General features: G+C 59.4%; 19 protein-coding genes. 14 read left to right on the forward strand and 5 right to left on the reverse strand.

The window, feature by feature from the left end; translation table 11 throughout:
- Positions 1-329: 329 nt before the first annotated feature.
- A complete protein-coding gene (locus MHI24_RS27140; protein WP_340022653.1) occupies positions 330-893 on the forward strand; it encodes a TlpA disulfide reductase family protein in 564 nt (187 codons plus the stop codon).
- Positions 894-990: 97 nt separating this feature from the next.
- On the opposite strand, the gene cimA is transcribed toward MHI24_RS27140, so the two are convergent.
- Positions 991-2610 (reverse strand): citramalate synthase, encoded by a 1620-nt coding sequence (cimA, locus tag MHI24_RS27145; RefSeq protein ID WP_340022654.1) that lies wholly within the window; start codon positions 2608-2610, stop codon positions 991-993.
- 213 nt (positions 2611-2823) lie between these two features.
- Here cimA and MHI24_RS27150 point away from each other — a divergent pair, with 213 nt between their 5' ends.
- From MHI24_RS27150 to MHI24_RS27160, 3 genes are all read left to right on the forward strand, one after another.
- The gene (locus tag MHI24_RS27150; protein ID WP_340022655.1) at positions 2824-4119 is read left to right on the forward strand and encodes a DNA polymerase IV; all 1296 of its coding nucleotides are present in this window, start codon (positions 2824-2826) and stop codon (positions 4117-4119) included.
- 118 nt (positions 4120-4237) lie between these two features.
- Positions 4238-4480 carry a ferredoxin gene (locus MHI24_RS27155; protein ID WP_238649370.1) on the forward strand — a complete coding sequence of 81 codons (243 nt, stop codon included), beginning with the start codon at positions 4238-4240 and terminating at the stop codon, positions 4478-4480.
- Between the two features lie 193 nt (positions 4481-4673).
- Positions 4674-6107 (forward strand): L,D-transpeptidase, encoded by a 1434-nt coding sequence (locus MHI24_RS27160; protein ID WP_340022656.1) that lies wholly within the window; start codon positions 4674-4676, stop codon positions 6105-6107.
- On the opposite strand, the gene MHI24_RS27165 is transcribed toward MHI24_RS27160, so the two are convergent.
- Positions 6104-6241 (reverse strand): hypothetical protein, encoded by a 138-nt coding sequence (locus MHI24_RS27165; RefSeq protein ID WP_238649372.1) that lies wholly within the window; start codon positions 6239-6241, stop codon positions 6104-6106. The two genes, MHI24_RS27160 and MHI24_RS27165, sit on opposite strands and share 4 nt — an antisense overlap.
- A gap of 138 nt (positions 6242-6379) precedes the next feature.
- Between MHI24_RS27165 and MHI24_RS27170 the strand changes: the two genes are divergently transcribed.
- The 7 genes from MHI24_RS27170 to MHI24_RS27200 all read left to right on the forward strand — a co-directional run bounded on the left by MHI24_RS27170 (position 6380) and on the right by MHI24_RS27200 (position 12573).
- Positions 6380-6784, forward strand: a complete 405-nt coding sequence (locus MHI24_RS27170; protein WP_340022657.1) for a hypothetical protein — start codon at positions 6380-6382, stop codon at positions 6782-6784.
- 107 nt (positions 6785-6891) lie between these two features.
- Complete coding sequence (locus MHI24_RS27175; RefSeq protein WP_340026812.1) at positions 6892-7986, forward strand: quinone-dependent dihydroorotate dehydrogenase; 1095 nt, start codon at positions 6892-6894, stop codon at positions 7984-7986.
- A gap of 27 nt (positions 7987-8013) precedes the next feature.
- Positions 8014-8826: a GTP pyrophosphokinase family protein gene (locus MHI24_RS27180; RefSeq protein ID WP_238649374.1), complete on the forward strand. Its 813-nt coding sequence runs from the start codon at positions 8014-8016 to the stop codon at positions 8824-8826.
- Positions 8816-9265 carry a DUF309 domain-containing protein gene (locus MHI24_RS27185; RefSeq protein ID WP_340022658.1) on the forward strand — a complete coding sequence of 150 codons (450 nt, stop codon included), beginning with the start codon at positions 8816-8818 and terminating at the stop codon, positions 9263-9265. Before MHI24_RS27180 ends, MHI24_RS27185 begins: the two co-directional genes overlap by 11 nt.
- Positions 9266-9339: 74 nt before the next feature.
- A complete protein-coding gene (locus MHI24_RS27190) occupies positions 9340-10944 on the forward strand; it encodes an RsmB/NOP family class I SAM-dependent RNA methyltransferase (protein WP_340022659.1) in 1605 nt (534 codons plus the stop codon).
- A gap of 3 nt (positions 10945-10947) precedes the next feature.
- The gene (locus MHI24_RS27195; protein WP_340022660.1) at positions 10948-11709 is read left to right on the forward strand and encodes a pseudouridine synthase; all 762 of its coding nucleotides are present in this window, start codon (positions 10948-10950) and stop codon (positions 11707-11709) included.
- A gap of 63 nt (positions 11710-11772) precedes the next feature.
- Complete coding sequence (locus MHI24_RS27200; protein WP_340022661.1) at positions 11773-12573, forward strand: Cof-type HAD-IIB family hydrolase; 801 nt, start codon at positions 11773-11775, stop codon at positions 12571-12573.
- A 525-nt stretch (positions 12574-13098) separates the two neighbouring features.
- Here MHI24_RS27200 and MHI24_RS27205 read toward each other — a convergent pair.
- On the reverse strand, positions 13099-13188 hold the full coding sequence (locus tag MHI24_RS27205) for a sporulation protein YjcZ (protein WP_143803672.1): 90 nt from the start codon (positions 13186-13188) through the stop codon (positions 13099-13101).
- A gap of 116 nt (positions 13189-13304) precedes the next feature.
- A complete protein-coding gene (locus tag MHI24_RS27210; protein ID WP_340022662.1) occupies positions 13305-14705 on the reverse strand; it encodes an RsmF rRNA methyltransferase first C-terminal domain-containing protein in 1401 nt (466 codons plus the stop codon).
- Positions 14706-14903: 198 nt separating this feature from the next.
- On the opposite strand from MHI24_RS27210, the gene MHI24_RS27215 reads away from it, so the two are divergent.
- Genes MHI24_RS27215 through MHI24_RS27225 form a run of 3 tightly spaced genes read left to right on the forward strand, consistent with a single transcriptional unit; the run spans position 14904 to position 20862 of the window.
- Complete coding sequence (locus tag MHI24_RS27215) at positions 14904-16040, forward strand: glycosyltransferase family 4 protein (RefSeq protein ID WP_340022663.1); 1137 nt, start codon at positions 14904-14906, stop codon at positions 16038-16040.
- Between the two features lie 5 nt (positions 16041-16045).
- Entirely contained in the window at positions 16046-17437 is a 1392-nt protein-coding gene (locus tag MHI24_RS27220) for a DNA repair exonuclease (RefSeq protein WP_340022664.1), read from the forward strand.
- On the forward strand, positions 17434-20862 hold the full coding sequence (locus MHI24_RS27225) for an AAA family ATPase (RefSeq protein ID WP_340022665.1): 3429 nt from the start codon (positions 17434-17436) through the stop codon (positions 20860-20862). Before MHI24_RS27220 ends, MHI24_RS27225 begins: the two co-directional genes overlap by 4 nt.
- Here MHI24_RS27225 and MHI24_RS27230 read toward each other — a convergent pair.
- Complete coding sequence (locus MHI24_RS27230) at positions 20849-21982, reverse strand: hypothetical protein (protein ID WP_340022666.1); 1134 nt, start codon at positions 21980-21982, stop codon at positions 20849-20851. The two genes, MHI24_RS27225 and MHI24_RS27230, sit on opposite strands and share 14 nt — an antisense overlap.
- Positions 21983-22049: the final 67 nt, after the last annotated feature.

The raw sequence follows: 22049 nt of genomic DNA on the forward strand, positions 1-22049 counted from the left end.
GCGGGTCAGGCGCTACGTTGTGCGTTGGCCTTAGGGACAAAGCAATGCCGCCCGCTGCGGCAGCGCCAGCAGTGATTCGCAGGACAACCTGCGGGTACTGGTGGGCAGAGGCTTCCCCAGCTTCTGCTGCATGGAGCTCTCCAGGTTAACCGGCCGGGTGATTTCCCTGGTATGCTGTCAGCTTTACCCCTCTCTCTTCATGGGATTTCGTCTATGACGGAATCCTCTTTTTTTTGCTCCAAGCTGAATGTCTGTAAATCGAACGTTTGAAACTGGAGGCGGCGGGGGTACAATAGAGAGAAATCCCCCAAGCAAAGGAACTGACTCCGATGAAAGCAGTCCATACAAGGAACATAGTTGTCCTGGTCCTGATTGCCGGTCTGGCCGTCTTCGCTATAGCGCATGCAATCAAGTCTGAGCCGCAGGCCGTACCTGTGATGCAGCAGCAGTCGGCAGAATTGCAGAGCGGGGCTTATACAGGCCAGCAGGCTCCGTCCTTCACGCTGGCGGAAGGCGGCAAAGAGTATAAGGTGGATGGGCCGAGGGAGAAGGCGGTCATCCTCAATTTCTGGGCCTCCTGGTGTGACCCCTGCAAGCAGGAAGCGCCGGAGCTGAACAAGCTGGCGATGAAATACAGCGAGGTGCTGGAGATCTACGGAATCAATGTGACCAGCCAGGATTACAAGCCCAATGCAGAACGGTTCGTGAAGAAGTATATGCTGACTTTTCCGGTGATGTATGACCTGAAGGGCCAGATCTTCGACAAGTATAACGGAGCCGTATTTCCGACTAACGTCCTGATTGATAAGAACGGCGTGGTCAGCGAGGTTATTCTGGGTGTTCTAAGCAGCGAGGAGCTGGAGAAAAAGATCATCGCCCTGACCGGCTCTTAGCCGGGAGCCATGGGCCATGACAAGCTAAAAGCCCTCCAAAGGCGGATCACGTCCGCTTCTGGAGGGCTTTCATTATTATCTAAGGGGCACAATACGCTTAATGATTCACCAGTCCTCTTGGTTCATTGCTGGTGTCGCTCTCCTGATCCAGTGAGATCTGCCCGAGCAGGGCATACCGCATGGAATCAACCAGGGCCTCCCAGCTCGCTTCAATTACATTGCTGGATACGCCGACCGTATTCCAGGTATCGCCGTAGTCCTTGGATTCAATCAGCACGCGGACCTTCGCTGCGGTCTGATCCTGCTCGTCAAGGACACGGACCTTATAGTCGGAGAGATGCATGTCTTTGAGCTGCGGAAAATAGGTCTGGAGCGCCTTGCGCAGCGCATTATCCAGAGCGTTGACCGGTCCGTTGCCTTCTGCCGCCGTGTAGAGGCTCTGGCCGCCGACCTTCAGCTTGACGAAGGCTTCGGAGACTACGGAGCGGCCGGCGGTTTTCTCCACCAGCATCTTGAAGGACTCGAAGGTGAACAATTCGTTCATCTCCCCGGTCGCTTCCCGCAGCAGCAGTTCAAGTGAAGCGTCTGCACCCTCGAACTGGTAGCCCTGATGCTCAAGATCCTTGATCTTGTCGATCACCTTGCGGGCCTGCTCGCTGCTCGGATCAAGATTCAGCCCCATTTCCTGGGCCTTGGACAGCACATTGCTCTGTCCGGCCAGCTCGGAGACCAGCACGCGCTGCTTGTTGCCGACCAGCTCAGGGACGATGTGCTCATAGGTGCGCGAATCGCGCAGGATGGCCGAGACATGGATGCCGCCCTTATGGGCGAAGGCTGCCGCTCCGACATAAGGCTGATTCACCGGCATGTTTACATTGGCAACCTCACTGATGTAGCGGGCTGTGTTGGTGAGCTGCGGCAAGGAATCGCCCGGGATACAGTGGTAGCCCATCTTAAGCTGCAGCGTCGGGATGATGGAGCACAGGTTGGCATTGCCGCAGCGCTCGCCGTAGCCGTTGATCGTTCCCTGAACCTGGCGGGCACCGGCCCCGATCGCGCTCAGGGTGTTGGCGACCGCAAGCTCGCAATCGTTGTGGGTATGAATGCCAAGGGCTGCTCCCGGCAGGGCGACGCCCACCGCCGATACGATGTCATGGATCTCCTGCGGCAGGGTTCCGCCGTTCGTATCACACATGACGAGCCAGTCTGCCCCTGCTTCACGCGCACGGGTGAGTACAGCAGCCGCATAATCGGGGTTGTTCTTGAAGCCGTCGAAGAAATGCTCCGCGTCAAAGATAACCTCAAGTCCCTTACGCTTCAGGAAAGCTATCGAGTCGCCGATCATGGCGAGGTTCTCCTCCAGCGTGGTTTGCAGTGCGGTATGCACATGGAAGTCCCAGGACTTGCCGACCAGCGTAGCCGCCGGGACACCGGCAGCGATCAGCCGCTGCAGTCCCTCGTCATGCTCGGTCACCGTGTTCTTGCGCCGGGTGCTGCCGAAGGCGGTGATTTTGGCGTTCAGATGGAGCTCCTGGACTCTTGAGAAGAATTCGATGTCCTTGTTATTGCTTCCCGGATTGCCGCCTTCAATATAATGGACACCCAGATCATCCAGTTTCCTGGCAATCTTCAGCTTGTCATCCGCCGACAGACTGATCCCTTCGCCTTGAGTGCCGTCGCGCAGGGTAGTATCGAAGATAGAGATAGACTTAGACATGAGTGTCCTCCTAAAAAAGTTTGTGGTTACACGTATATGAAATTAATTTTTATATTATAGCATTTTTGCGCGGGAAAGTAACAAAGAACTTTTCGGCCCGTTTCCTGCCTGTTCCCCTGGAGCCGGTTGACCGTCTGCGCGGAGAGAGGTATGCTGAAAATAATCATGGATGAAACCAGGGGCTGAAGCCCTCAAGATAAGAAGGTAAATACCATGCAGAATGTGGATCAATATTATCCGGCAAGCGGCAGGGTGATCCTGCATGTGGACATGAATGCGTTCTACTGCTCGGTGCACGAAGCGGAAGATCCGGAGCAGTATAAAGGCAAGGCGACAGCCGTAGCAGGCAGCGTGGAAGCCAGGCGGGGAATCATTGTAACCTGCTCCTATGCAGCGCGGAGGCTGGGTATCTCGACCGGGATGCAGGTGCAGAGGGCGCTGCGGATCTGCCCGGATTTAATTGTGATTAAGCCGGACTTCAATCTGTACCGCAAGTACTCGAAGGCCTTCATGCAGATCGCCTACAGTTATACTCCGCAGCTTGAAGCGGTCTCGATTGACGAATGTTATCTGGACATCACCGGTTCCCGCCAGTTCGGAACACCTCTTGAGATTGCCGAGGCGATACAGAGGCGGATCATGGAGGAATTGGGCCTGCCCTGCTCCATCGGTATCGCACCTAACAAGCTGCTCGCGAAGATCGCTTCCGATCTGAAGAAGCCGAGCGGCATCTCGGTGCTGCGGCTGCGCGATGTACCGTCCGTTCTATGGGAGAAGCCCTGCAATGAGATGTTCGGCATCGGGGCCAAGACGGCGGAGAAGCTGCGGAAGCTTGGCATCTACAGCATCGGGCAGCTTGCAGCCGCGGATGAGGCCATGCTGACCGGGCACTTCGGGGTGCTGGGCTCCTGGCTGAAACGGGCGGGCAACGGGATCGACCACGGGGCAGTGAACCCTGAGCGCGAACAGAGCAAATCCATAGGCCATACGACCACGCTGCCGCATGATGTGGTGGGGCTGGCGGAGGCGCGTCCGATCCTGCTGAATCTGAGCGATCAGGTGGCCCGGCGGCTGCGGAAGCAGGGATTGGTTGCTGCAGGGGTGCAGCTGACCATCCGCACCCCTGATATGAAGACGATCACCCGCTCCCGCCAGCTGAAGGCGCCTACCGAGAGCGCGGAGGACATCTACAAGGCGGCCTGCGACCAGTTCGCGCGCCACTGGAGAGGCGATAAGCCGGTGCGGCTGCTGGGAGTTACGCTCCAGGGGCTGACCCCCAAGGAGGATTCCGCGATCCAGCTCGATCTGTTCGACTATGAGCGGCAGCCGAAGAAGGAATCGCTGAATAAGGCGATGGACATGCTGCGCAACAAGTTCGGCGAGAATGCAGTGCTGACCGCCGGCATGCTCAGTGACAGCCATTCGGCACGGCTGCGGAATCATAAGGAGCGGGGCACCTCGCTGCAGAAGGACAATCTTGGCGGCGCTGACCAGGGGGACTTAGATTAAGGCAATAATGTCAACACATTCAAAATGCATTGAAATTGTGCTCTATTTATATTAATATGAGACAAATAACAGGCTGCTGGTGCAGGCTGTATTGTTCAAGCGGGAGGCAAAGATAATAATGGCTAAGTACACCTGGGTCGAGAAGGACACTTGCATCGCATGTGGTGCCTGTGGCGCGACGGCCCCTGATATTTTTGATTACGATGATGAAGGTTTGGCTGAAGTGATCTATGAGAATGACTGCAACCACGGCAATGTAGCGATCCCGGACGATCTGTTCGACGACCTGCAGGATTCGGCTGACGGCTGCCCGACAGACTCGATCAAGATTGCAGATACGCCGTTCAACAAAGAAGGGTAACACCAGCTTCCAATCATCCGAACCGGAATGCCAGGATCGTGCATAGGCTCGTTTCAAGCTGTGCAGGTTCCTTGCATCTACATAAAGACATCTCCTGACCGCAAGAAATGCGGCTTGAGGTGTCTTTTTTTGCCGCTTGTGCCGATATAAAATAGGAATGAATCCGAATCATAATTCCATTGTGGAGGCCAATGTGAAAAATTCTCAGCATCTCAAAGCCTATGTACAGATGCATCCGGACAATAAGATGGCATGGTACTTGCTGGGCAAGGAATATTATAAGAACGGCCAGTTCGGAAAAGCGAACTACTGCTTTAATCAGGCAGGCGAAGTGTACGAGGCCTTCGAGCGCAGCAAGGTGCCTGCGGAGATGCTGCGTGAGTATGAGGACGGACTGCTGGAATCCGCCCGGGAACGGCAGCAGTCCGGACTCAGGCGGCGGCGCGTGCTGCTGGCCCTGATGGTGCTGCTCCTGATGCTGATTCCCGCCGCTGTAGCACCGGGCTTCGGGCAGGGCAGCACCGCGCAGCCTGCTGCTGAGGAGGCGGCTTCGCGCCCGGAGGGACTGCCGCAGGCTGCCGGAGAGCAGCAGGAGAGTCCGCCGGAGCCGGCAAGTCTGGCCTTTACTGCGGTCGGCGCGGACACTGTGGCCGGGGGGCAGGGACTGGCAGCACTGCTGCGCGGAGAGAAGACGCCCTCGGCTACCGCGCTGCTCGGCATGAAGCGCGCAGGCAAGTGGCTGCTCTGGAACAAGAGACTTCCTCTGGCAGCCACGGTATCCAGACAGGGTAACGGGCGGGCCGTCTACCAGTCGTATGATCCCGCAGCCTGTGAATGTCAGCCGCCGGATGCGGCAGACATTCAGAAGGAAGCCGGCAGGTGGCAGGATCGGCAGGAGGAGCTGGCGGTGCTCTGGAGCGCACTGCGTGCGTACAAGAGCGCCAAGGGGACGCTTCCGGGCTCGCCGGCGGACCTTGTCAAGCCGTTCCCGGCGAACGTGCTGGGCGGGGTGACACCACGGATGAAGGAGGCGTTCCCTGCGCTGCGCGCAGCCGCTTTGGCGGGAACGGCGCAGCCCGCTGCGTCCCCGCCGCCGTCTGCGGCTCCGGGAAGCGGTGCTCCGGGCCAAGGGGCCAGCGGCGGCGGTGCGGGGGCTGACGGGGCGGAGCTGCCTTTTTTCCGGGAGCCGCTCGTAATTATTGTGGATAAACAAAAACACCGCCTGGCGTTGGCCAGCGGCAATATCATCCTGCGGAACTATGCGGTAGGGCTTGGCGGAGACAAGACCCCAGAGGGTGAATTCGCGATTAGTGACAAGGTGGTGAACCCGAACGGGCGCGATAACGGGGAGTTCGGCAGCCGCGGGATGCAGCTCTCGGACAGCAATTATGCGATTCACGGGACAAATGAACCGGATAGTATAGGCAAGGATGAGTCGCTGGGGTGCATACGGATGAGCCGGAAGGATATCGAGGAGCTGTTCGCTATGGTGCCCATGGGCACGAAGGTGACGATTACCGGGAAAGGGAGTCTGCCTGAGGAGCTGATCGTACCGGAGGAACGTTATCCTTCGGATTCACCCCGGAATCAGACCAACCCCCATAAAGTGTACCATTGGCTTAACTAATTCCCGGCGAAGATAAATAATACGACGATGAGCGCAATCAGCAGCACCAGACTGACACTGATCCACAGGATGGCTTTGCGGTTCACTTCTTCCTTCTTCTGCTGGAGTGTGGGAGGCTTGCGTTTCGTTGACATCTTGGTCACCCTACTTTCTCTCTTTATCTTCATTGCAGCACGCATCTCTATTTTAGTCTGGATGAAAAGACAAGTCTAGCAGCAATCTCCCGCATGCCGGGGGAATGGAATACATAACATGGAAGGGAAGCGATTCTTATGTCCAGAAAATCTAAAAGTGCGGTTCCGGTGCTCCGCTACAGGTATGATGGCCCGCAGCGGAATATTGGCTTCACCTTCTCGCCGCTGTATTTGAATGAAGCAAAGAGCGGAGGTAAGCCGGAAGAGATGCTGTTCATCTATGACGAGGACTTCGTGTACATCCGTCCTGCCGTCAGCAGAGCCTTCCCTTTCAGAGATCCTGTAACCGGAGAAGAGCTGGATGCCCTGGACCCGTGCTGGGAGAATCCGATTCCCAAGGGCCGGTGGGGAGCGGTTCTGGCTGAACTGGACCAGCTGGGGGGAGCAGATTCTGAGCTGCGGAGGTTCGTACAGCAATTCACAGACTGGGCAAGGCATCAGCTTGAGCATGCGGACGGTATCGAAATTACAGGCAATCTGTAATCGCCAAAAAACTTTTCTTTTCCCCCGGAAACGGATAAAATTAAAAAGAAACCTATAGCTACGGGAGTCGTTATGTGAATTGTGCTTCCCTTGAAGGAGTGAGAATGGTGCTGTATCGGCATTTAGGCAAACCAATTTTCTTCAAAATGGACCCGGAGACAGCGCACCATCTCGTCATAAGCGGACTAAATAAGGCGGACCTGGTTCCCGGCGGAAGCGCGGCCATGCGCCTGATGTATGGTGTACCTGAGACGGCGGACCTGGCCGTTGACCTGTTCGGGGTGCATTTCCCTACACCGGTCGGCCTGGCGGCCGGGCTTGATAAGAACGCCGCAGCGGTTGGCGGCTTCTCTTCCATCGGCTTCGGCTTCATGGAAGTCGGTACGGTGACACCGGTCGGCCAGCCCGGCAATGACAGCCCCCGGCTGTTCCGGCTGCTGCCGGACAAGGCGCTCATCAACCGGATGGGCTTCAATAATGAAGGCGCCGAGGCGATGGCGCAGCGGCTGAAGAAGCTGAAGAAGCGCAGAATCCCGGTTGCGGTCAATATCGGGCGCAACAAGGTGACTCCCAATGAATTGGCGCATGAGGATTACCGCCAGTGTATCCGTACGCTATATCCGTACGGTGATTTTTTTGTGGTCAATATCAGCTCGCCCAATACCCCGGACCTCCGCAGCCTCCAGCATGGCAGCGAGCTTGCCCATCTGCTGGCTCAGGTGAAGGAAGAAATGGGACTGCAGCGTGAGAAGACCGGCGTGGCGAAGGGGCTGCTGGTCAAGATTGCCCCCGATGTCAGTGACGCCGAGCTGGAATATATGGTACATACCATTACGGAAGCCGGCATGGACGGCATTATTGCGACCAATACGACCCTCTCCCGTGAAGGGCTGCAGAGCGATAAGGCCGGGGAGACGGGCGGACTGAGCGGCCAGCCGCTGCGCGAGCGTTCGACGGAGATTATCCGCAGCATCTACAGACAGACCGGCGGCAAGCTGCCGATTATCGGGTCTGGCGGTATTTTTACAGCCCAGGAGGCTTATGACAAAATACGGGCCGGCGCCAGCCTGGTCGAAATTTATACAGCACTCATCTATGAAGGGCCGGAGGTTAACCGCAGAATTCATGCCGGATTACGGCAGCTGCTGCGGCGGGACGGCTTCCGTCATCTCCTGGAAGCGGTGGGCGCTGATCATCATTGAAGGATGAATGGACAGGAGGACAAGGCGATGGACGTGAGAGATTGGGGAACTTTTCTGCTTCCTTATGAACAAACGGTGGAGGAACTGAAGGTCAAATTTAAAACGATGCGCTCGGAACTGAAAAAAAGGGAAGAATATACTCCGATTGAGTTCGTCACCGGACGTGTAAAGCGGCTGTCGAGCATACTCGAAAAGGCCAAACGCCTGAACGTGAAGATGGAGGACCTGGAGACGGGCATAGAGGACATCGCCGGCATCCGCATTATGTGCCAGTTCGTGGAGGATATCCGCAGAGTGGCGGAATATATCCGCGCCCGCAAGGACCTTGAAGTGCTGTATGAGAAGGACTACATCACCAATTATAAGGAGAGCGGCTACCGCAGCTTCCATATGATTATCAGATACCCGGTGCAGACCGCGCTCGGCCAAAAGATTGTATTGGCTGAAATCCAGATCCGTACTCTGGCCATGAACTTCTGGGCTACCATCGAGCATTCGCTGAACTATAAATACCGCGAGAGCCTGCCGGATGAAATGCGGCTGCGGCTGAAGACGGCGGCTGAAGCGGCGGCGATTCTGGACAGTGAGATGTCGAGTATCCGCGATGAGATTCTGGATGCCCAGAAGACCTTCGAGGAGAACTCGAATATGACCACGCAATTGCTGAAGGCGATCCACCAGCTGTACTTCTATCATCTGGTCAATGAGGCGATCGAGAGCCAGGAGCGGTTCAATGCGATCTGGCAGGCACAGGATATGGATGCGATGAAAGAGCTGCTGGACCATGTGCGCGAGCTGCTCTCGAAGGCGAAGAAGGGCAGCGAGCCGGATGGCTTATGAGCCGCTGTATGTGGCGTACCTCATTTATTTTAACCGGGACCGGGATTATTTTGAGTGCCACGAAGTGCTTGAGGAATTATGGCTGAAGCTGGACCGTGATCCGCTCTACAAGGCGCTGCTGCAGGTGGCGGTGGGGCTGTATCATTTCCGTAATGGTAATGTACGCGGCGGCCGGATCATGCTGATGCAGTCCGGTGAAGTGCTGGGCCGGTATCCGGCGGATACGCTGGGCATCGATTTGGCGAAGCTGGCCCGGGAGGCGGCGGAATACGCTGAGCGGCTTGAAGGCTATGACCTTCAGCCGTTTGCCTATTATGATCTGACGATCCGCATCACAGACCCCGGACTGGAGGAGGAGATTCTTGCGGCCGCGCAGTCTCTTCCGCCGAATGTTCCCCAGCGGCGCGGACCGCAGCGGCCGGACCAGGCCAGGCATTAGAGGGAAAGCAATCTATTAGTGAACAACAGGAGCACCCGCAGGGGTGTTCCTTCATTTGAGCAGGGGGACGATATATGGCGGCACAACTGCCCGGAGTATTCATGGAACGCATGAAGGAACTGCTGGGACCCGAATATGAGCAATTTGTTGAGACTTATAAGCAGCATCCCTACGGCGGCATCCGAGCCAACACGTTAAAAATTACGGTAGACGAGCTTCAGCAGCGCATCCCGTTTGAGCTTGAGCCGATTCCCTGGTGCCCGTCCGGGTTCTACACCGGGGAAGGGGCCCGGCCCGGCAAGCATCCGTATTATCATGCCGGGCTGTACTATATTCAGGAGCCGAGCGCCATGGCCCCGGTTGAGCTGCTGGACGTTCAGCCGGGGGACCGCGTGCTTGATCTATGCGCAGCACCGGGCGGCAAGTCTACGCAGATTGCCGCTAAGCTGCAAGGCGAAGGCCTGCTGGTGACCAACGACCTGCATCCCGAGCGGACGAAGGCGCTCGCCAAGAATCTGGAGCTGTACGGCGTGCGTAACGGCATCGTTCTGAATGAGAGCCCGGAACGGATTGCAGCGGCCTTCCCCCGGTTCTTCGACCGGATTCTGATCGATGCGCCATGTTCGGGCGAAGGCATGTTCCGCAAGGACGAGGATATGGTCAGACAGTGGGAGCCGGAAACCCCGGACAAATATGCGGAGATGCAGCGGGAGATTCTGCAGACGGCCGCCACGGCGCTGAAGCCGGGCGGAACGATGGTCTACTCGACGTGCACCTTCGCGCCCGAGGAGGACGAGGAGCTGGTGGCCGGATTCCTGGCCAGCCATCCGCAGTTCACGCTCGTTCCCGTAGGCGGAACCGGACCGTTCGCCGCCGGGCTTGCCCCGCTTACAGGGGCTGCCCGGCTGTGGCCGCATAAGGTCAAGGGAGAAGGGCATTTCATGGCGGTGCTGCGCCATGTTGGAAGTGCAGGAGCGGAAAGAGAGGCAGAGACTTATGAGACAGGGGCAGCAGAGAATGTAGAGGTACGAAATGACCTGCGAGAGAGAAGTTTGTCTGTCTCGCCCCGCAGCAAGTCAGCCAAAACAGACTTTCCCGGTAAGACAGCTCCCGGCAGGGCGGATCACGGCCGGGGAGGCAAAGGAGGACGCGGATCTGGACACGGCTCCGGCTCTGGCTCTGGCAGAGCCGGAACGGGTCCAGGTTCGCCGTCACAGCGAACCGGCGGGGGCGGGGAAGCAACAGCGTTCGCGGTCTATGCGGACTTCATTCAGGAGCTGCTGGGGACGCAGCCGCCCGGATATCCGGTATGGTTCGGGGATCATCTGTATCTCTCCCCGCTGCCCCGGGAAGCGCTGAATGGACTGAAGACCATTCGTCCCGGCTGGTACATCGGACAGCTGAAGAGCGGACGGTTCGTTCCCGGCCATCCGCTGGCGACTGCCCTGCAGCCTGCTGAATGCAGCCGCTCTGTGTCCCTGTCCAGCACCAGTGGTGAAGCCGTCTCCTACCTGAAGGGGGAGACGTTATCGCTCCCGCTGGAACGCCTGTCCATTAAGGACGGACATTCCGCCAAGGGTTATACGCTCGTCTGCATTGACGGCTTCAGTGCGGGCTGGGGCAAATGGCAGGACGGGATGCTGAAGAATGAATATCCCGCAGGCTGGAGGTGGACTTAAGTTATGAGTACCGCAGGACAAGAGAATAAGAAGCAGCGCCTGGATAAGGTGCTGTCCCATATGGGAGTCGGCTCCCGCAGCGAGATCCGCAAGCAGGCTAAGCAAGGGTTAATTACTGTGAACGGTGCTGTCGTTAAGGACAGCGGGGCGCATGTTGATCCGGTGCAGGACAGGATTGAAGTGGGCGGTGAGCCGGTCCTCTACCGGGAGCATATCTACCTGATGCTGAACAAGCCGCCGGGCGTTCTGTCGGCAACGGAGGATAAGCGGGACCGGACGGTGCTGGATCTGCTGAAGCAGGAGCACGCGCTGTTCGAGCCGTTCCCGGTGGGCCGGCTGGATAAGGATACGGTCGGGCTGCTATTGCTGACGAATGACGGCCAGCTGGCCCATGAGCTGCTGTCCCCGCGTAAGCATGTGCCCAAGACCTACGAGGCTACCGTCGAGGGTGAGGTGGATGCGGCGGATGTGGCTGCTTTTGCCGCGGGAGTGAAGCTGGAGGACGGCTATGTCACGCTGCCCGCAGAGCTGCGCATTCTGAGCCGGGAGCGGGGCCGCCAGGTACTGTCATATATCTCACTCACCATCACGGAAGGGAAGTTCCATCAGGTGAAGCGGATGTTCCTGGCTGTCGGGAAGAAGGTGGTGTTCCTGAAGCGGGTGGCGATGGGCGGACTTAAGCTGGACGAGAGCCTGCCGCAGGGGGCTTGCCGCGAGCTGACCGCCAGGGAGCTGGAGCTGCTGCAAGGCAGTAGCGTTGAGTAGGCGGATACGACTGATTATAGGGGATCATCTGAGAGTATGATACAGAGAGAAGGACGGTGGGGTATGAAATTCAGACTGATAGCATTGGATGTAGACGGGACGCTATTGAATGACGATCATCAGTTAAGTGAAGAGAACAAAGCGGCGGTGGCCGAGGTTACACGCCAGGGCGGGCAAATCGTATTATGCACAGGACGCAGCCCGCAGAATTCGATTCCGTTCATGGAAGAGATGGGCTTGTCCGGTTATGTGCTGGGCCACAATGGGGCGGCCACGGTCAGTGTCCAGGACCGTAAGGTGCTGCATCAGTACGGGCTGGACGCGAGAGGTCTCGACCCGTATATTGATTATTGCCGCAAGCACGGGATTCATTTCGATGTGAATACGGCATTTGATATGTATGTGGACAATGTGGAGAATCTGACCGAGGAAGCGCACTTCATGTATGAGCATTTCCGCATTATGCCGGTGACGCTGCCGGCGTGGGAGGATTTCCGTGAGCCGATTGTGAAGTTCACCGTATTCTCCAAGGCGGATATTCTGGATGAAGCCCAGCGCGAGTGGGCGACCTGGGGAGAGCAATACAACATTCTGCGCAGCGGGGAGTTCTTCGTGGACTTCATGCACCCGGAAGCCTCCAAGGGCAACGCCCTGAAGCATCTGGCCACAGAGCTGGGCATCCCGCAGGAGCAGGTGCTGTCCATCGGCAATTATTATAATGATATTTCCATGCTGACTTACGCCGGGCTTGGGGTAGCGATGGACAATTCCCCGCTGGAGGTCAAAGCTGCGGCAGATGCCGTCACCGGCACCAATAACGGGAACGGTGTGCGCGATGCGCTGGTGAAGTATTGCCTGTCCTGATTGCGGGCTGAGGGATGGGGCATAAGGGATGGAGTAAAAGTATAAAACATAGATATATTGAGCATAGAGTGGAAGCTGAAGATAGGGGCATAATTATGAAGCATAGCTCGGGGCCTATGGCCTCCGGGGTATGCTTTTTTGTGTTGTAACAGGTGCAAACTACCTTAACAGGTAAGGCTTACTCTGCTTGAAGTGCGGCTGTACAATGTGATCGTTTTTTCGATTACATTGGGTTCGCGCGCCTCCGTCACGCCGAATGTGATCGTTTTTTCGATTACATTTGGTCCGCACGCCCACACACCGCCGAATGTGATCGGTTTTTCGACTACATTGGGTTCGCACGCCTCCGCCACGCTGAATGTGATCGGTTTTTCAACTACATTCGGAGCATTGAGTCCGCACGCCTCCGTCACGCCGAATGTGATCGTTTTTTCGCGTGCGAAGCTTCTGAAATAGTGAAAAAGCGGCCGGCCCCCCGGATGGGGAGCAGGCCGCAAGATGCCCGTGTGTGTTGCTAAAGCGGAATTAGACAAACAGCGAACGGGAAATGATGACGAGCAATATGAAAAGTACCAAGATCGCACCGGTCGAAGTGAAGCCTACACCTGCACCCATGTCTGATTCCTCCCTCGATTCATGTCTGTTCCCACCTGCCGCCGCTTAAGTCCGGCGGACCTCCATGGGATAATGACATCATATGCTTATGAAGGATTCGTGAACTGGTCAGCAGCCTAAACCTCGTCAATATGGGCAACTCTGATCCGCAGGCCTTTGGGCAGATGGTTCTTAAGCTGGCCGGAGCTGGCTTTGCCCCAGCCTACAGGCAAGCCGTCCACAGTGACCAGTGTCCAGCCGTGCAGGCTGGCCGGGACAGGCAGGCTCCCGCCGCGCAGCCAGTTCTGAATGTCCGGCCCGTCCGCAGGCATGTCATAGGTTCGCGCAGCCTGGTCCGGCCGGAGGGCCATGGCGAGGGCGTGGGCGGGCTCGATCCGGTTTTTTTTGAGCTGGGCAATATGGAGTCCGGCCCGGGGAACCCGGAGGCCGTCAAGCAGCCCGGTATGCAGCCGGTCCTGGAAGGCCTCAGGCAGCAGATACAGGGACTCCCCGAAGAGCAGCGGCACGCCCTCAGCTGCCAATCCGGGAAGCTCCGCCGCCGCCCAGCTGGTGAACTGCTGGTAAGCCTCGCGGAGCTGGGCGCTGGTCTTCGGGCCGCTGCTGCGTCCGCGTTTGCTGCGCCCCCGGCGCGGATCGGAAGCGCCCCCTTCCCCGGACGCCGCCTTCTGCAGCAGAGCTACGAAGTGCCCTTCGCCCTTCTCCAAATGCGGCCACAGCCGCTTCGTGGCGATCAGCTCCATATCGGGGTACTCCAGGGTAAAGCGCTGGATCGTCTCCTCGTTCTCCCGGCGGTTGAAGGTACAGGTCGAATAGACCATGCTGCCGCCCGGCTTCAGCATCAGATACGCATCCTGGAGAATATCCCACTGTCTGGATGCACACATCTCTACATGCTTCGGCGACCATTCGTCTACTGCCGCAGGGTCTTTGCGGAACATGCCTTCCCCGGAGCAGGGGGCATCCAGCATAATGCGGTCGAAGACTTCCGGGAATCTGGCTGAGAGCTCCCCCGGGCTTGCCGAGGTGACCAGGGTGTTGGCGAGGCCGAGGCGTTCTACATTTTCTGCCAGAATCTTGGCCCGTTCCGGGTGAATTTCGTTGGAGACCAGCAGCCCCTGCCCCTGCATCAGCGCGGCAATATGGGTCGTCTTGCCGCCGGGAGCGGCGGCGAGATCGAGCACCGTCTCTCCGGGAAGCGGCTGAAGCAATTCTGCTGCGGACATTGCGGAGGGCTCCTGAATATAATATAGTCCGGCGGCATGATAAGGATGCCTTCCCGGCCGGGCAGGCTCTTCGTGGTAGAAGCCGTCCGGGCACCAGGGCACCGGCGTCAGGCTGAATTGTGTAATGGCTTGGTCCGCTGCGCTGCGTCCGGGCCCCGTAAGGCTTTTTAAAGTATTGAACCGCAGACCCTGGGTCCGCCTTGCCTCATAGCTGTGCAGAAAAGCGTCCGCCGTCTCTCCCAGCATCTCTCTGATCTGTGCGGTGTAAGCGGCAGGCAGCCGTTCTTCATTCATACAACATTCTCCTCTGGCTAGAAATTCAAGATAAGTAAAACTGTCATGCCGGTTGCTGTTTCTGGCGGATACCGATAAAATTAAGGTATGGAACCTTAGCGTACCTGAACCTGCATCTGTAATCGTACATATATACAACTATATCATAATTGCCGGGCTTCACCGTAAACGGGGCAATTGTAAAGGGAGATGTACCTTATGAACTTGCTGCAAGCGCTATTCTTCCCGCCGGAGCAGCCCGGTGGTGTATCTTCTATGGTTCCTTATCTCCAGGAGCGCTTCCGGTCCAGCCGCTGGGAGATGGATTTGTTCTGGCTGCCCAAGCGCATCCGGGGAAAGGGCCGGGAGGACATCGTCTTCAAGACCTTCGACTGGACACCGTACGGCGAAAGTCCGGTTGTGCAAAAATACATTCAGACCTACCGGGATTACATCTGGTGGACCAAGCTGCGCATGAGCAAAAATTATGATCTGATCCATGCCCATCATCCGATTGCGGGGCTGGCCATGAAGAATATCTATCCTGACATTCCCTTAATTCAGACGCTGCATTCCAGCTATGAACGCGAATTAATTCTGAACGGGGTGATCCGCGAAGGGGGGCTGGAGCATCAGTTCCTGGTCTCCATCTACCGCGAGCTGGAGCTGGTGAGCGACCGTCTGATGACGGTGTCGCGGGCTTTTGCCGATTACCTGGTCCCTTATATTGACCGTCCGGCCGACGTCGGCGTAATTCCCAACGGCTTCGATGAGAAAAGATTCAAGCCGGTGCCCCACGAGAATGACATTCCGCAGCTGGTGACGGTCACCCGTCTGGTGCCGGCCAAAGGCCTGGATACTCTTTTCAAATCCTGTGCTGAGCTGAAAAAGCGGGGCCATGAATATGTGCTGCATATCATCGGCGACGGACCGAGCCGCGGAGAGCTGGAGCGGCTGGCGCAGGAGCTGGGCATCTATAATGAGACGATTTTTTACGGATATACGCTGCATCCTGAGGAATTCATGCCCTTCTTCGATATCTTTGTCCTGCCTTCGCGGGCCGAAGCGTTCGGGTCGGTATTCGCGGAGGCGGCTCTCAGCTGCCTGGCGCTGGTCGGGACCAATGTCGGCGGTATTCCCGAGCAGATTGAGGACGGGGTGAACGGGCTGCTGGTCAATCCCGATGATGAGCTGGCGCTGGCGGATGCGCTGGAGAAGGTTATCAGTGATCCCGGCTACCGCTATGAGCTGTCGCGCTCCGCTTGGGACAAAGCCAAAAGCAGCTACTCGCTGACCCGGGTGGCGAATGAGCTGAAGAAGACCTACCTGCAGTTTCAGCCGGGAGTGAAGGGGTGAGCAGGGTGATTCCGTTTCGTTTCCTTCATGCTGCGGATCTGCATCTGGACAGCCGGTTTGCCGGGCTTGCCCATCTTCCGCAGGATATACGCTCCTATCTCCGGGAGTCCACCTTCGCCGCCCTCGGGCGGCTTGTTGGCGTAGCTATAGCGCAGCAGGTTGATTTTGTCGTCATCAGCGGTGATGTCTATGATGTCGCGGATGCCTCGCTCCAGGCTCAGCTCCGTTTCCGCGAGGCACTGGAGGAGCTGGGAAGCCAAGGGATTCAGGTGTTCGTGATCCACGGCAATCATGATCCGCTGGACGGGCCGCGCTTAGCCTCCGCGCCGCCTGAGCATGTTACAGTGTTCGGCGGCAGCGGGCCGGGATTCGGCATGGCCCGCCGCAGATCAGACGGGCAGGAGGTGGCTGTGGTCAGCGGCATCTCCTATCCGACCGCGAAGGTGACGGAGAATACAGCCTTGACCTTCAGCCGCCAGCCGGGAAGCCAATTGTTCCATATCGCGATGCTGCACGGGAATGTGGACGGGGATCTCCAGCATGAGACGTACTCGCCCTGTACCCGCAGGGATCTCATCGGCAGAGGCTTTGATTACTGGGCACTCGGACATATCCACAAGCGCAGTATTCTGCATGAGCAGCCCCCGGTCGTCTATCCGGGCAATATTCAAGGAAGAAGCATTAAGGAGACCGGGGCCAAAGGCTGTTATATCGCAGATGTCAATGAGGATGGTGCGGTGGCGCTTCACTTCCACGAGCTGGATGGTATCCGGTGGCAGGTCTGTGAGCTGCCCATTGACGGGCTGGCCGATGAAGCGGCATGGACGAGGGCTGTAGAACTTGCGGTGGAAGAGATCCGCGAGAGTACTCCGCAGCTGATGTCGGTGGTCCGGTTCCGTCTGACCGGGCGGGGCGACGTACATAAGGTGCTGGCGGAGAAGGGGGCTGCAGACGATCTGCTCTCCGAGCTGCAGCGGCGGGAAGCGGTCCGCGCAGCGCGTAAGGAGTATGCGGGTCTGGTCTGGACAGAGGGCTTCTCAGTCGAGACCGGGCTTGCGGTTGACCGGGAACGCCTGCTGCTGGAGGACAGCTTCCTGGGCGAACTGCTGCGGCTGGCCGGACGGTCTATGGAGAACGCCGATGAGCTGGACGGGCTGATGTCAGCAGCCCTGCGGCCGCTGCTGGAGAACCAGGAGCTGCGCCGCCTGCTCGCGGCAACCGGCAGCGGGGAGAAGCTGGAGTGGCTGAGAGCAGCAGCAGAGCTGGGCATTACGCTGCTTAGCGGAATGGAGGAACCGGAGGGCAGCCAAGAGAGAGCAATGCCGGGTACACCGCCGGTGATTGACGATATAGCGGCCGGAGAGAACCGCCGGCTGGAGCGGGGGGACGCCGGATGAAGATTGAAGCGGTACGGATCGGCGGGTATGGCCGTCTGGCCCGGCGGGAGCTTGAGCTGAATGAAGGGGTGACCGTGCTGTTCGGGCGCAATGAGGCCGGAAAGAGTACGACCCTGCAGTTCATCCGGGCCATGCTGTATGGTATTCCCGGCAGAGCGAATTCTGCCGAGCGGTATGAGCCGCTGCAAGGGGGAACCCATGGCGGGGTGCTAACGGCCCGTGATGATAACGGTGCACTATGGACGATCCGCCGGTATGCTTCGGGCGGTGAGGGGCCGGGCCGGGTGGAGAAGCTGCATATCGCGGTCAGCCATGCGGATGGCAAGGCGGAGGAGCTGAATCAGGCGGAGTTGGAACGCCGTCTGCTGGGCGGGCTCTCCGCCGGCATGTTCCGCCAGCTGTTTGCCGTCTCCCTGGACGAGCTGCAGGAGCTGGGGGCGCTGCAGTCCGGGGAGATGAGCAGCTATCTGTTCCATGCCGGCATGGGCGGCGGCGGAGAGATTATGCGGGCCGAGAAGCGCCTGCAGCAGGAGGCGGAGAAGCTCTACAAGCCGCGCGGCAGGGTGCAGGAGGCCGCCAGAATTCTGCAATCGATCGAGAAGCTGGAGGGTGAGGTCGCGGAGAGCCGCTCCTACCTGCCCCGCTATAATGCGAATACGCTGGCGCTGGAGACGGTGGAGCAGAAGCTGTCGCAGATGAAGGCAGCGGGTGAGCTTGCCGCAGCGAGGCTCTCGAAGCTGCGCAAGGCGCAGGAGATCCGGGAGCTGTGGCTGAAGTGGTCTGAAGGCCGGCTGGAGCTTAAGGAGCTGCCGGTGATCCCGGCGTTCCCCGAGAATGGTGCGGAACGCTGGAGGGCGCTGGAAGCGGAGCGGCACAGCCTGCAGAGCACGGTGTTCCGCTTGGAACGGCTGCAGGCGGAGCTGGAAGCCGGGCTGTCCGCGAATCCGCCGGACCCCTTGCTGATGCAGCAGGGACCGCTGCTTGAAGCGCTGGATCGCAGGCGGAGCAGCTATGAGGACAAGCGTGCCGAGCGGCAGCAGATCCAGGCGGAGCTGGCAGCGCTGCATGGGCAGCTGGAGCGCGTCCTGCGCGGCATCGGCGCCGGCTGGAACCGTGCGAAGCTGGCCGGCTTCACCGCAGCGGCGGCGGACCGGGAGGCCGCGCGCCGCTATGCGGCTTCTTTTGCCGGGTATGACCGGCAAATGGAGACCCGGGGCGCGGAGCTGCTGAGCCTCCGCGCGCGTGCCGCCGCCGCCGATGCTGCGCTGCAGGCGGCGGAGCGCCAGCTTGCGCGTGAGCACGCAAGCGGCGAAGCGGACTTCGCGGGCCTGGCGCCGCGAAGCCCGCGTGAACTGCTGCAGCTGTGGGACGAGCTGCAGCAGGCTGCCGAGCGGTGGCGCGAGGCGCTGCTCGGCACGGGAGGCGGCGCGTCAGCCCCGCGCCGCAGTGATACCGCCGGGGGCAGCCGCCCCGGCGGGGACCAGCGCCGGGCGGCACGCTACCGGCGCCTCCTGCAGGCGGGCGCAGCGCTGACGCTGCTGCTGCCTCCTGCGCTGTGGCTGACCGGTGCGCCGCCGGTCAGCGTATGGTCCGCGCTCGGCCTGCTGGCCGCCGCGGACCTGTGGCTGTGGTCCGCCCTGCGCGCCGCAGGGGCGGACCAGGCCCCGCCGCCTGCGCCAAGCGGCGGGGAAGCGGGCAAGGCCGCAGCGGAGATGCTGCGGCTGCGCGGGCTGCTGCTCTCCGGCGCGGAGCGGGAGAGCGGGGGCCGGGCGGCCAGCCCTGACGCCGGCGGGCTGGAGGCGGGCATGAAGGAGCTGCGCCGCCTGATGGAGGGCTGGAACGCCTGGCGTCAGCGCCTGGAGCGGAGCAGCGCCGAGGTTGAGAGCTGCCGGACCGCACTAGCTGTGCTGACCGGGCAGGAGCGGGTGCTGGCCGGGGAGATGGAGCAGGCGGAAGCCGGCTTCACGGAGCTGGCCGCGCGTTACGAAGAATGGCTGCGCGGGCGGGGACTGCCTGAAGGGCTGTCGCCGGACAGCCTGCCGGATCTTTTCGCGCTGGCTGAGCAAGGCCATGAGCTGCTGCGCCAGGAGAGCAAATGGACGCAGCGGCTGCGCGGGCTGGAGGCGGAATGCACCGCCTATGAGCAGGAAGGCATGAAGCTGCTGGCAGAGGCTGAGGCTGCCCGGGCGGAACAGGAAGTTTCAGCGGACGCGGCTGATTCCAACGGAAGGCTAAGCCAACCGGTAGCCGATTCCCCCGTGCCTCTGCCTGATCCCGCAAACGCCGTTTCAGCAATTTCCTCCGCCGTTCCGGCTAATCCCGCAAACGCCGTTTCAGCCGATTCCTCCGCCGTCCCAGCTGATCCCGCAAACGCCGTTTCAGCAATTTCCTCCGCCGTCCCGGCTAATCCCGCAAACGCCGTTTCAGCCGATTCCTCCGAATCTCTCCTAACGCGGCTTGCGCTGCGCAAGCGGGAGTGGGAGGAGCTGAAGGCGGAGCTGCTTCGCAGGGAGAGCATGGAGGCGCGGCTGGCAGAGGTCCGGGAGGAGCTTGCAGCGGCCCGCAGAGAACAAGCGGACTGGAACGAACGCTCGGTTAAGCTGCTGGAGGAGGGCGGTGCGGAGGATGGCGAAGACTTCCTGCGCCGTTCTGCCGCCTGGCTGAGGCGGGCTGAACTGACGCGGTCTATCCGCCAGTGGGAGCTGGCGATGTTCGGCGGATGGGAGGAGCAGGGCAGAGCGGAGCTGCTGGACTTGCTTGCGCATCACGATGCCCGCGGGCTGGCCCAGGAGCATCTTGCCGCAGAAGAAGCGGCGGCCGATCTTGAGGAAGAACGCAGCGCCCTGCTCCAGCAGCGCGGCAAGCTGCTTCAGGAGCGGGAAGAGCTGGCTGAACGCTGCAGGGAGGACATGGCGCTCCAGCAGCTGGAGGAGCAGCGGGCGGCGCTGCGCCAGCTGGCCGGGCAGTATGCGGTAACTGCGCTGGCGGCGGAGCTGATCGGACGGACGCGGCGGATCTATGAGCAGGAGAAGCAGCCGCAGGTACTGCAGCTGGCTTCTGTTTATTTTGCCAAGCTGACCCATGGGGAATACCGCCGGATCGTCATGACTCTGGGCCACAAGGAGCTGAAGGCCGAGCATAAGGATGCCGGACTGCTGGACAGCGGTCTGCTCAGCCGGGGGACGGCGGAGCAGCTATATCTGGCGATCCGTCTGGCTCTGGCCGAGACGATGGGCAGCAAGGTGAAGCTGCCGCTGTTCTTCGATGACCTGTTCGTCAACTTCGACGAACACCGGCTGCGCGCCGCGCTTGCCCTGCTGGGTGAGCTGTCGGCAACCCGGCAGATCGTCATGATGACCTGCCACCGGCATGTGGCGGAGGCCGTGGCGAATATTCTTCCGGCGGCTGATATTATTTCCGTGTAGTCCGGATCACCGGCTTCACACTGACGATTGTAATTCCGTGCTTCTTGCCGCCTGCGCCTCCTGCGGGCGGTTTGCCGTGCCCAGGCGGCGCAGATACGGGCGTGCGCAGCAGCATGACCACCCAGACCATACACAGGGCGCCGAAGATCGGGTAGAAGGTCCCCAGCAATGAGCTGAAGCCGAATTGGCTGACCACATAGCAGATCAGCATCAGCAGCGGGGAGACCAGGACCGGAGCCACCGGGAGGCGCTGCTGCAGCTGTACGCTGACTCCGTAGATTCCGGCGATGAAGGTGCTGAAGATCTCCATGAAGATCAGCACCAGGAAAATCATCTGCACGGTAGGACCAAGCCGGAAAGCGATGCTGCCCATCGGGATCTCATATTGCAGAATGCCCGGCATTTGCGAGCTCATGGCGAAATGGGCCGCCAGCAGCATGAAGCCGATGCCGGCTCCGCCCAGAATGCCGCCGCGGATCAGCGCGCGCTCATCATCGGTATGCCGGGCCAGCGGAACCAGCACCGCCTGGGCCATGCCGAGGTTGAAGGAAGTATAGAGCAGCGGAGACATCCAGGCGGTGAAGGCGGTGTGATCCGTCGGCAGGAACAGGAAGCGCTCGGCCCCCGGCACGCCCACTGTATTGAAGACAAGAATCAGGGACAGCGTAAGCATCAGAGGCACCACCAGGCTGTTAAGCTGCAGGATGCCGGAGATGCCGCGTCTCAGCAGTACATAAGAGCCCATTATCGTCAGGAGCAGTCCTAACTGGTAGGGCAGGCCGAGATGCTCCTTAAAGATAGCTCCCGCCCCTGCGAGCATAATGCTGTTGACCCCGATCAGAATAATCATGGTGAACAGGCTGATGGCGGACCCGGTCCGCGCACCGAACAGATGGCGGTTGAAATCCTCGAAGGAGTCCGCAGTGATCCGCCGGGCGATGAGCATCATTTTGGTGCCGAGCCATATGAACAGGATGGCAGAGAACAGAATCGTCAGCAGGGCCCAGTGCCCGTATCTGGTGAAAAAACGGAGGATTTCCTGGCCGGTGGCGAATCCGGCGCCAACAATCGTGCCAATATAAGTGAAAGCGATCTGCAATGTGCGGACATGTGACTTCATGCTTACCCTCCTCTGAATGCTGCGAAGATTAAATCGCGGGGTCTGTAGGTCAAGAGCCTTGTGCAGT

Source organism: Paenibacillus sp. FSL K6-1096, assembly GCF_037977055.1.
Classification (GTDB): Bacteria; Bacillota; Bacilli; order Paenibacillales; family Paenibacillaceae; genus Paenibacillus_AQ.

Bases quoted from the DNA above. Each gene is read 5' to 3' on its own strand.
- MHI24_RS27180 (WP_238649374.1), top strand. From the start codon at position 8,014: ATGGACGTGAGAGATTGGGGAACTTTTCTGCTTCCTTATGAACAAACG.
- MHI24_RS27165 (WP_238649372.1), bottom strand. From the start codon at position 6,241: ATGTCAACGAAACGCAAGCCTCCCACACTCCAGCAGAAGAAGGAAGAA.
- MHI24_RS27185 (WP_340022658.1), top strand. From the start codon at position 8,816: ATGGCTTATGAGCCGCTGTATGTGGCGTACCTCATTTATTTTAACCGG.
- MHI24_RS27150 (WP_340022655.1), top strand. From the start codon at position 2,824: ATGCAGAATGTGGATCAATATTATCCGGCAAGCGGCAGGGTGATCCTG.
- MHI24_RS27225 (WP_340022665.1), top strand. From the start codon at position 17,434: ATGAAGATTGAAGCGGTACGGATCGGCGGGTATGGCCGTCTGGCCCGG.
- MHI24_RS27155 (WP_238649370.1), top strand. From the start codon at position 4,238: ATGGCTAAGTACACCTGGGTCGAGAAGGACACTTGCATCGCATGTGGT.
- MHI24_RS27230 (WP_340022666.1), bottom strand. From the start codon at position 21,982: ATGAAGTCACATGTCCGCACATTGCAGATCGCTTTCACTTATATTGGC.
- MHI24_RS27190 (WP_340022659.1), top strand. From the start codon at position 9,340: ATGGCGGCACAACTGCCCGGAGTATTCATGGAACGCATGAAGGAACTG.
- MHI24_RS27215 (WP_340022663.1), top strand. From the start codon at position 14,904: ATGAACTTGCTGCAAGCGCTATTCTTCCCGCCGGAGCAGCCCGGTGGT.
- MHI24_RS27170 (WP_340022657.1), top strand. From the start codon at position 6,380: ATGTCCAGAAAATCTAAAAGTGCGGTTCCGGTGCTCCGCTACAGGTAT.
- MHI24_RS27210 (WP_340022662.1), bottom strand. From the start codon at position 14,705: ATGAATGAAGAACGGCTGCCTGCCGCTTACACCGCACAGATCAGAGAG.
- MHI24_RS27205 (WP_143803672.1), bottom strand. From the start codon at position 13,188: ATGGGTGCAGGTGTAGGCTTCACTTCGACCGGTGCGATCTTGGTACTT.
- cimA (WP_340022654.1), bottom strand. From the start codon at position 2,610: ATGTCTAAGTCTATCTCTATCTTCGATACTACCCTGCGCGACGGCACT.
- MHI24_RS27200 (WP_340022661.1), top strand. From the start codon at position 11,773: ATGAAATTCAGACTGATAGCATTGGATGTAGACGGGACGCTATTGAAT.
- MHI24_RS27195 (WP_340022660.1), top strand. From the start codon at position 10,948: ATGAGTACCGCAGGACAAGAGAATAAGAAGCAGCGCCTGGATAAGGTG.
- MHI24_RS27140 (WP_340022653.1), top strand. From the start codon at position 330: ATGAAAGCAGTCCATACAAGGAACATAGTTGTCCTGGTCCTGATTGCC.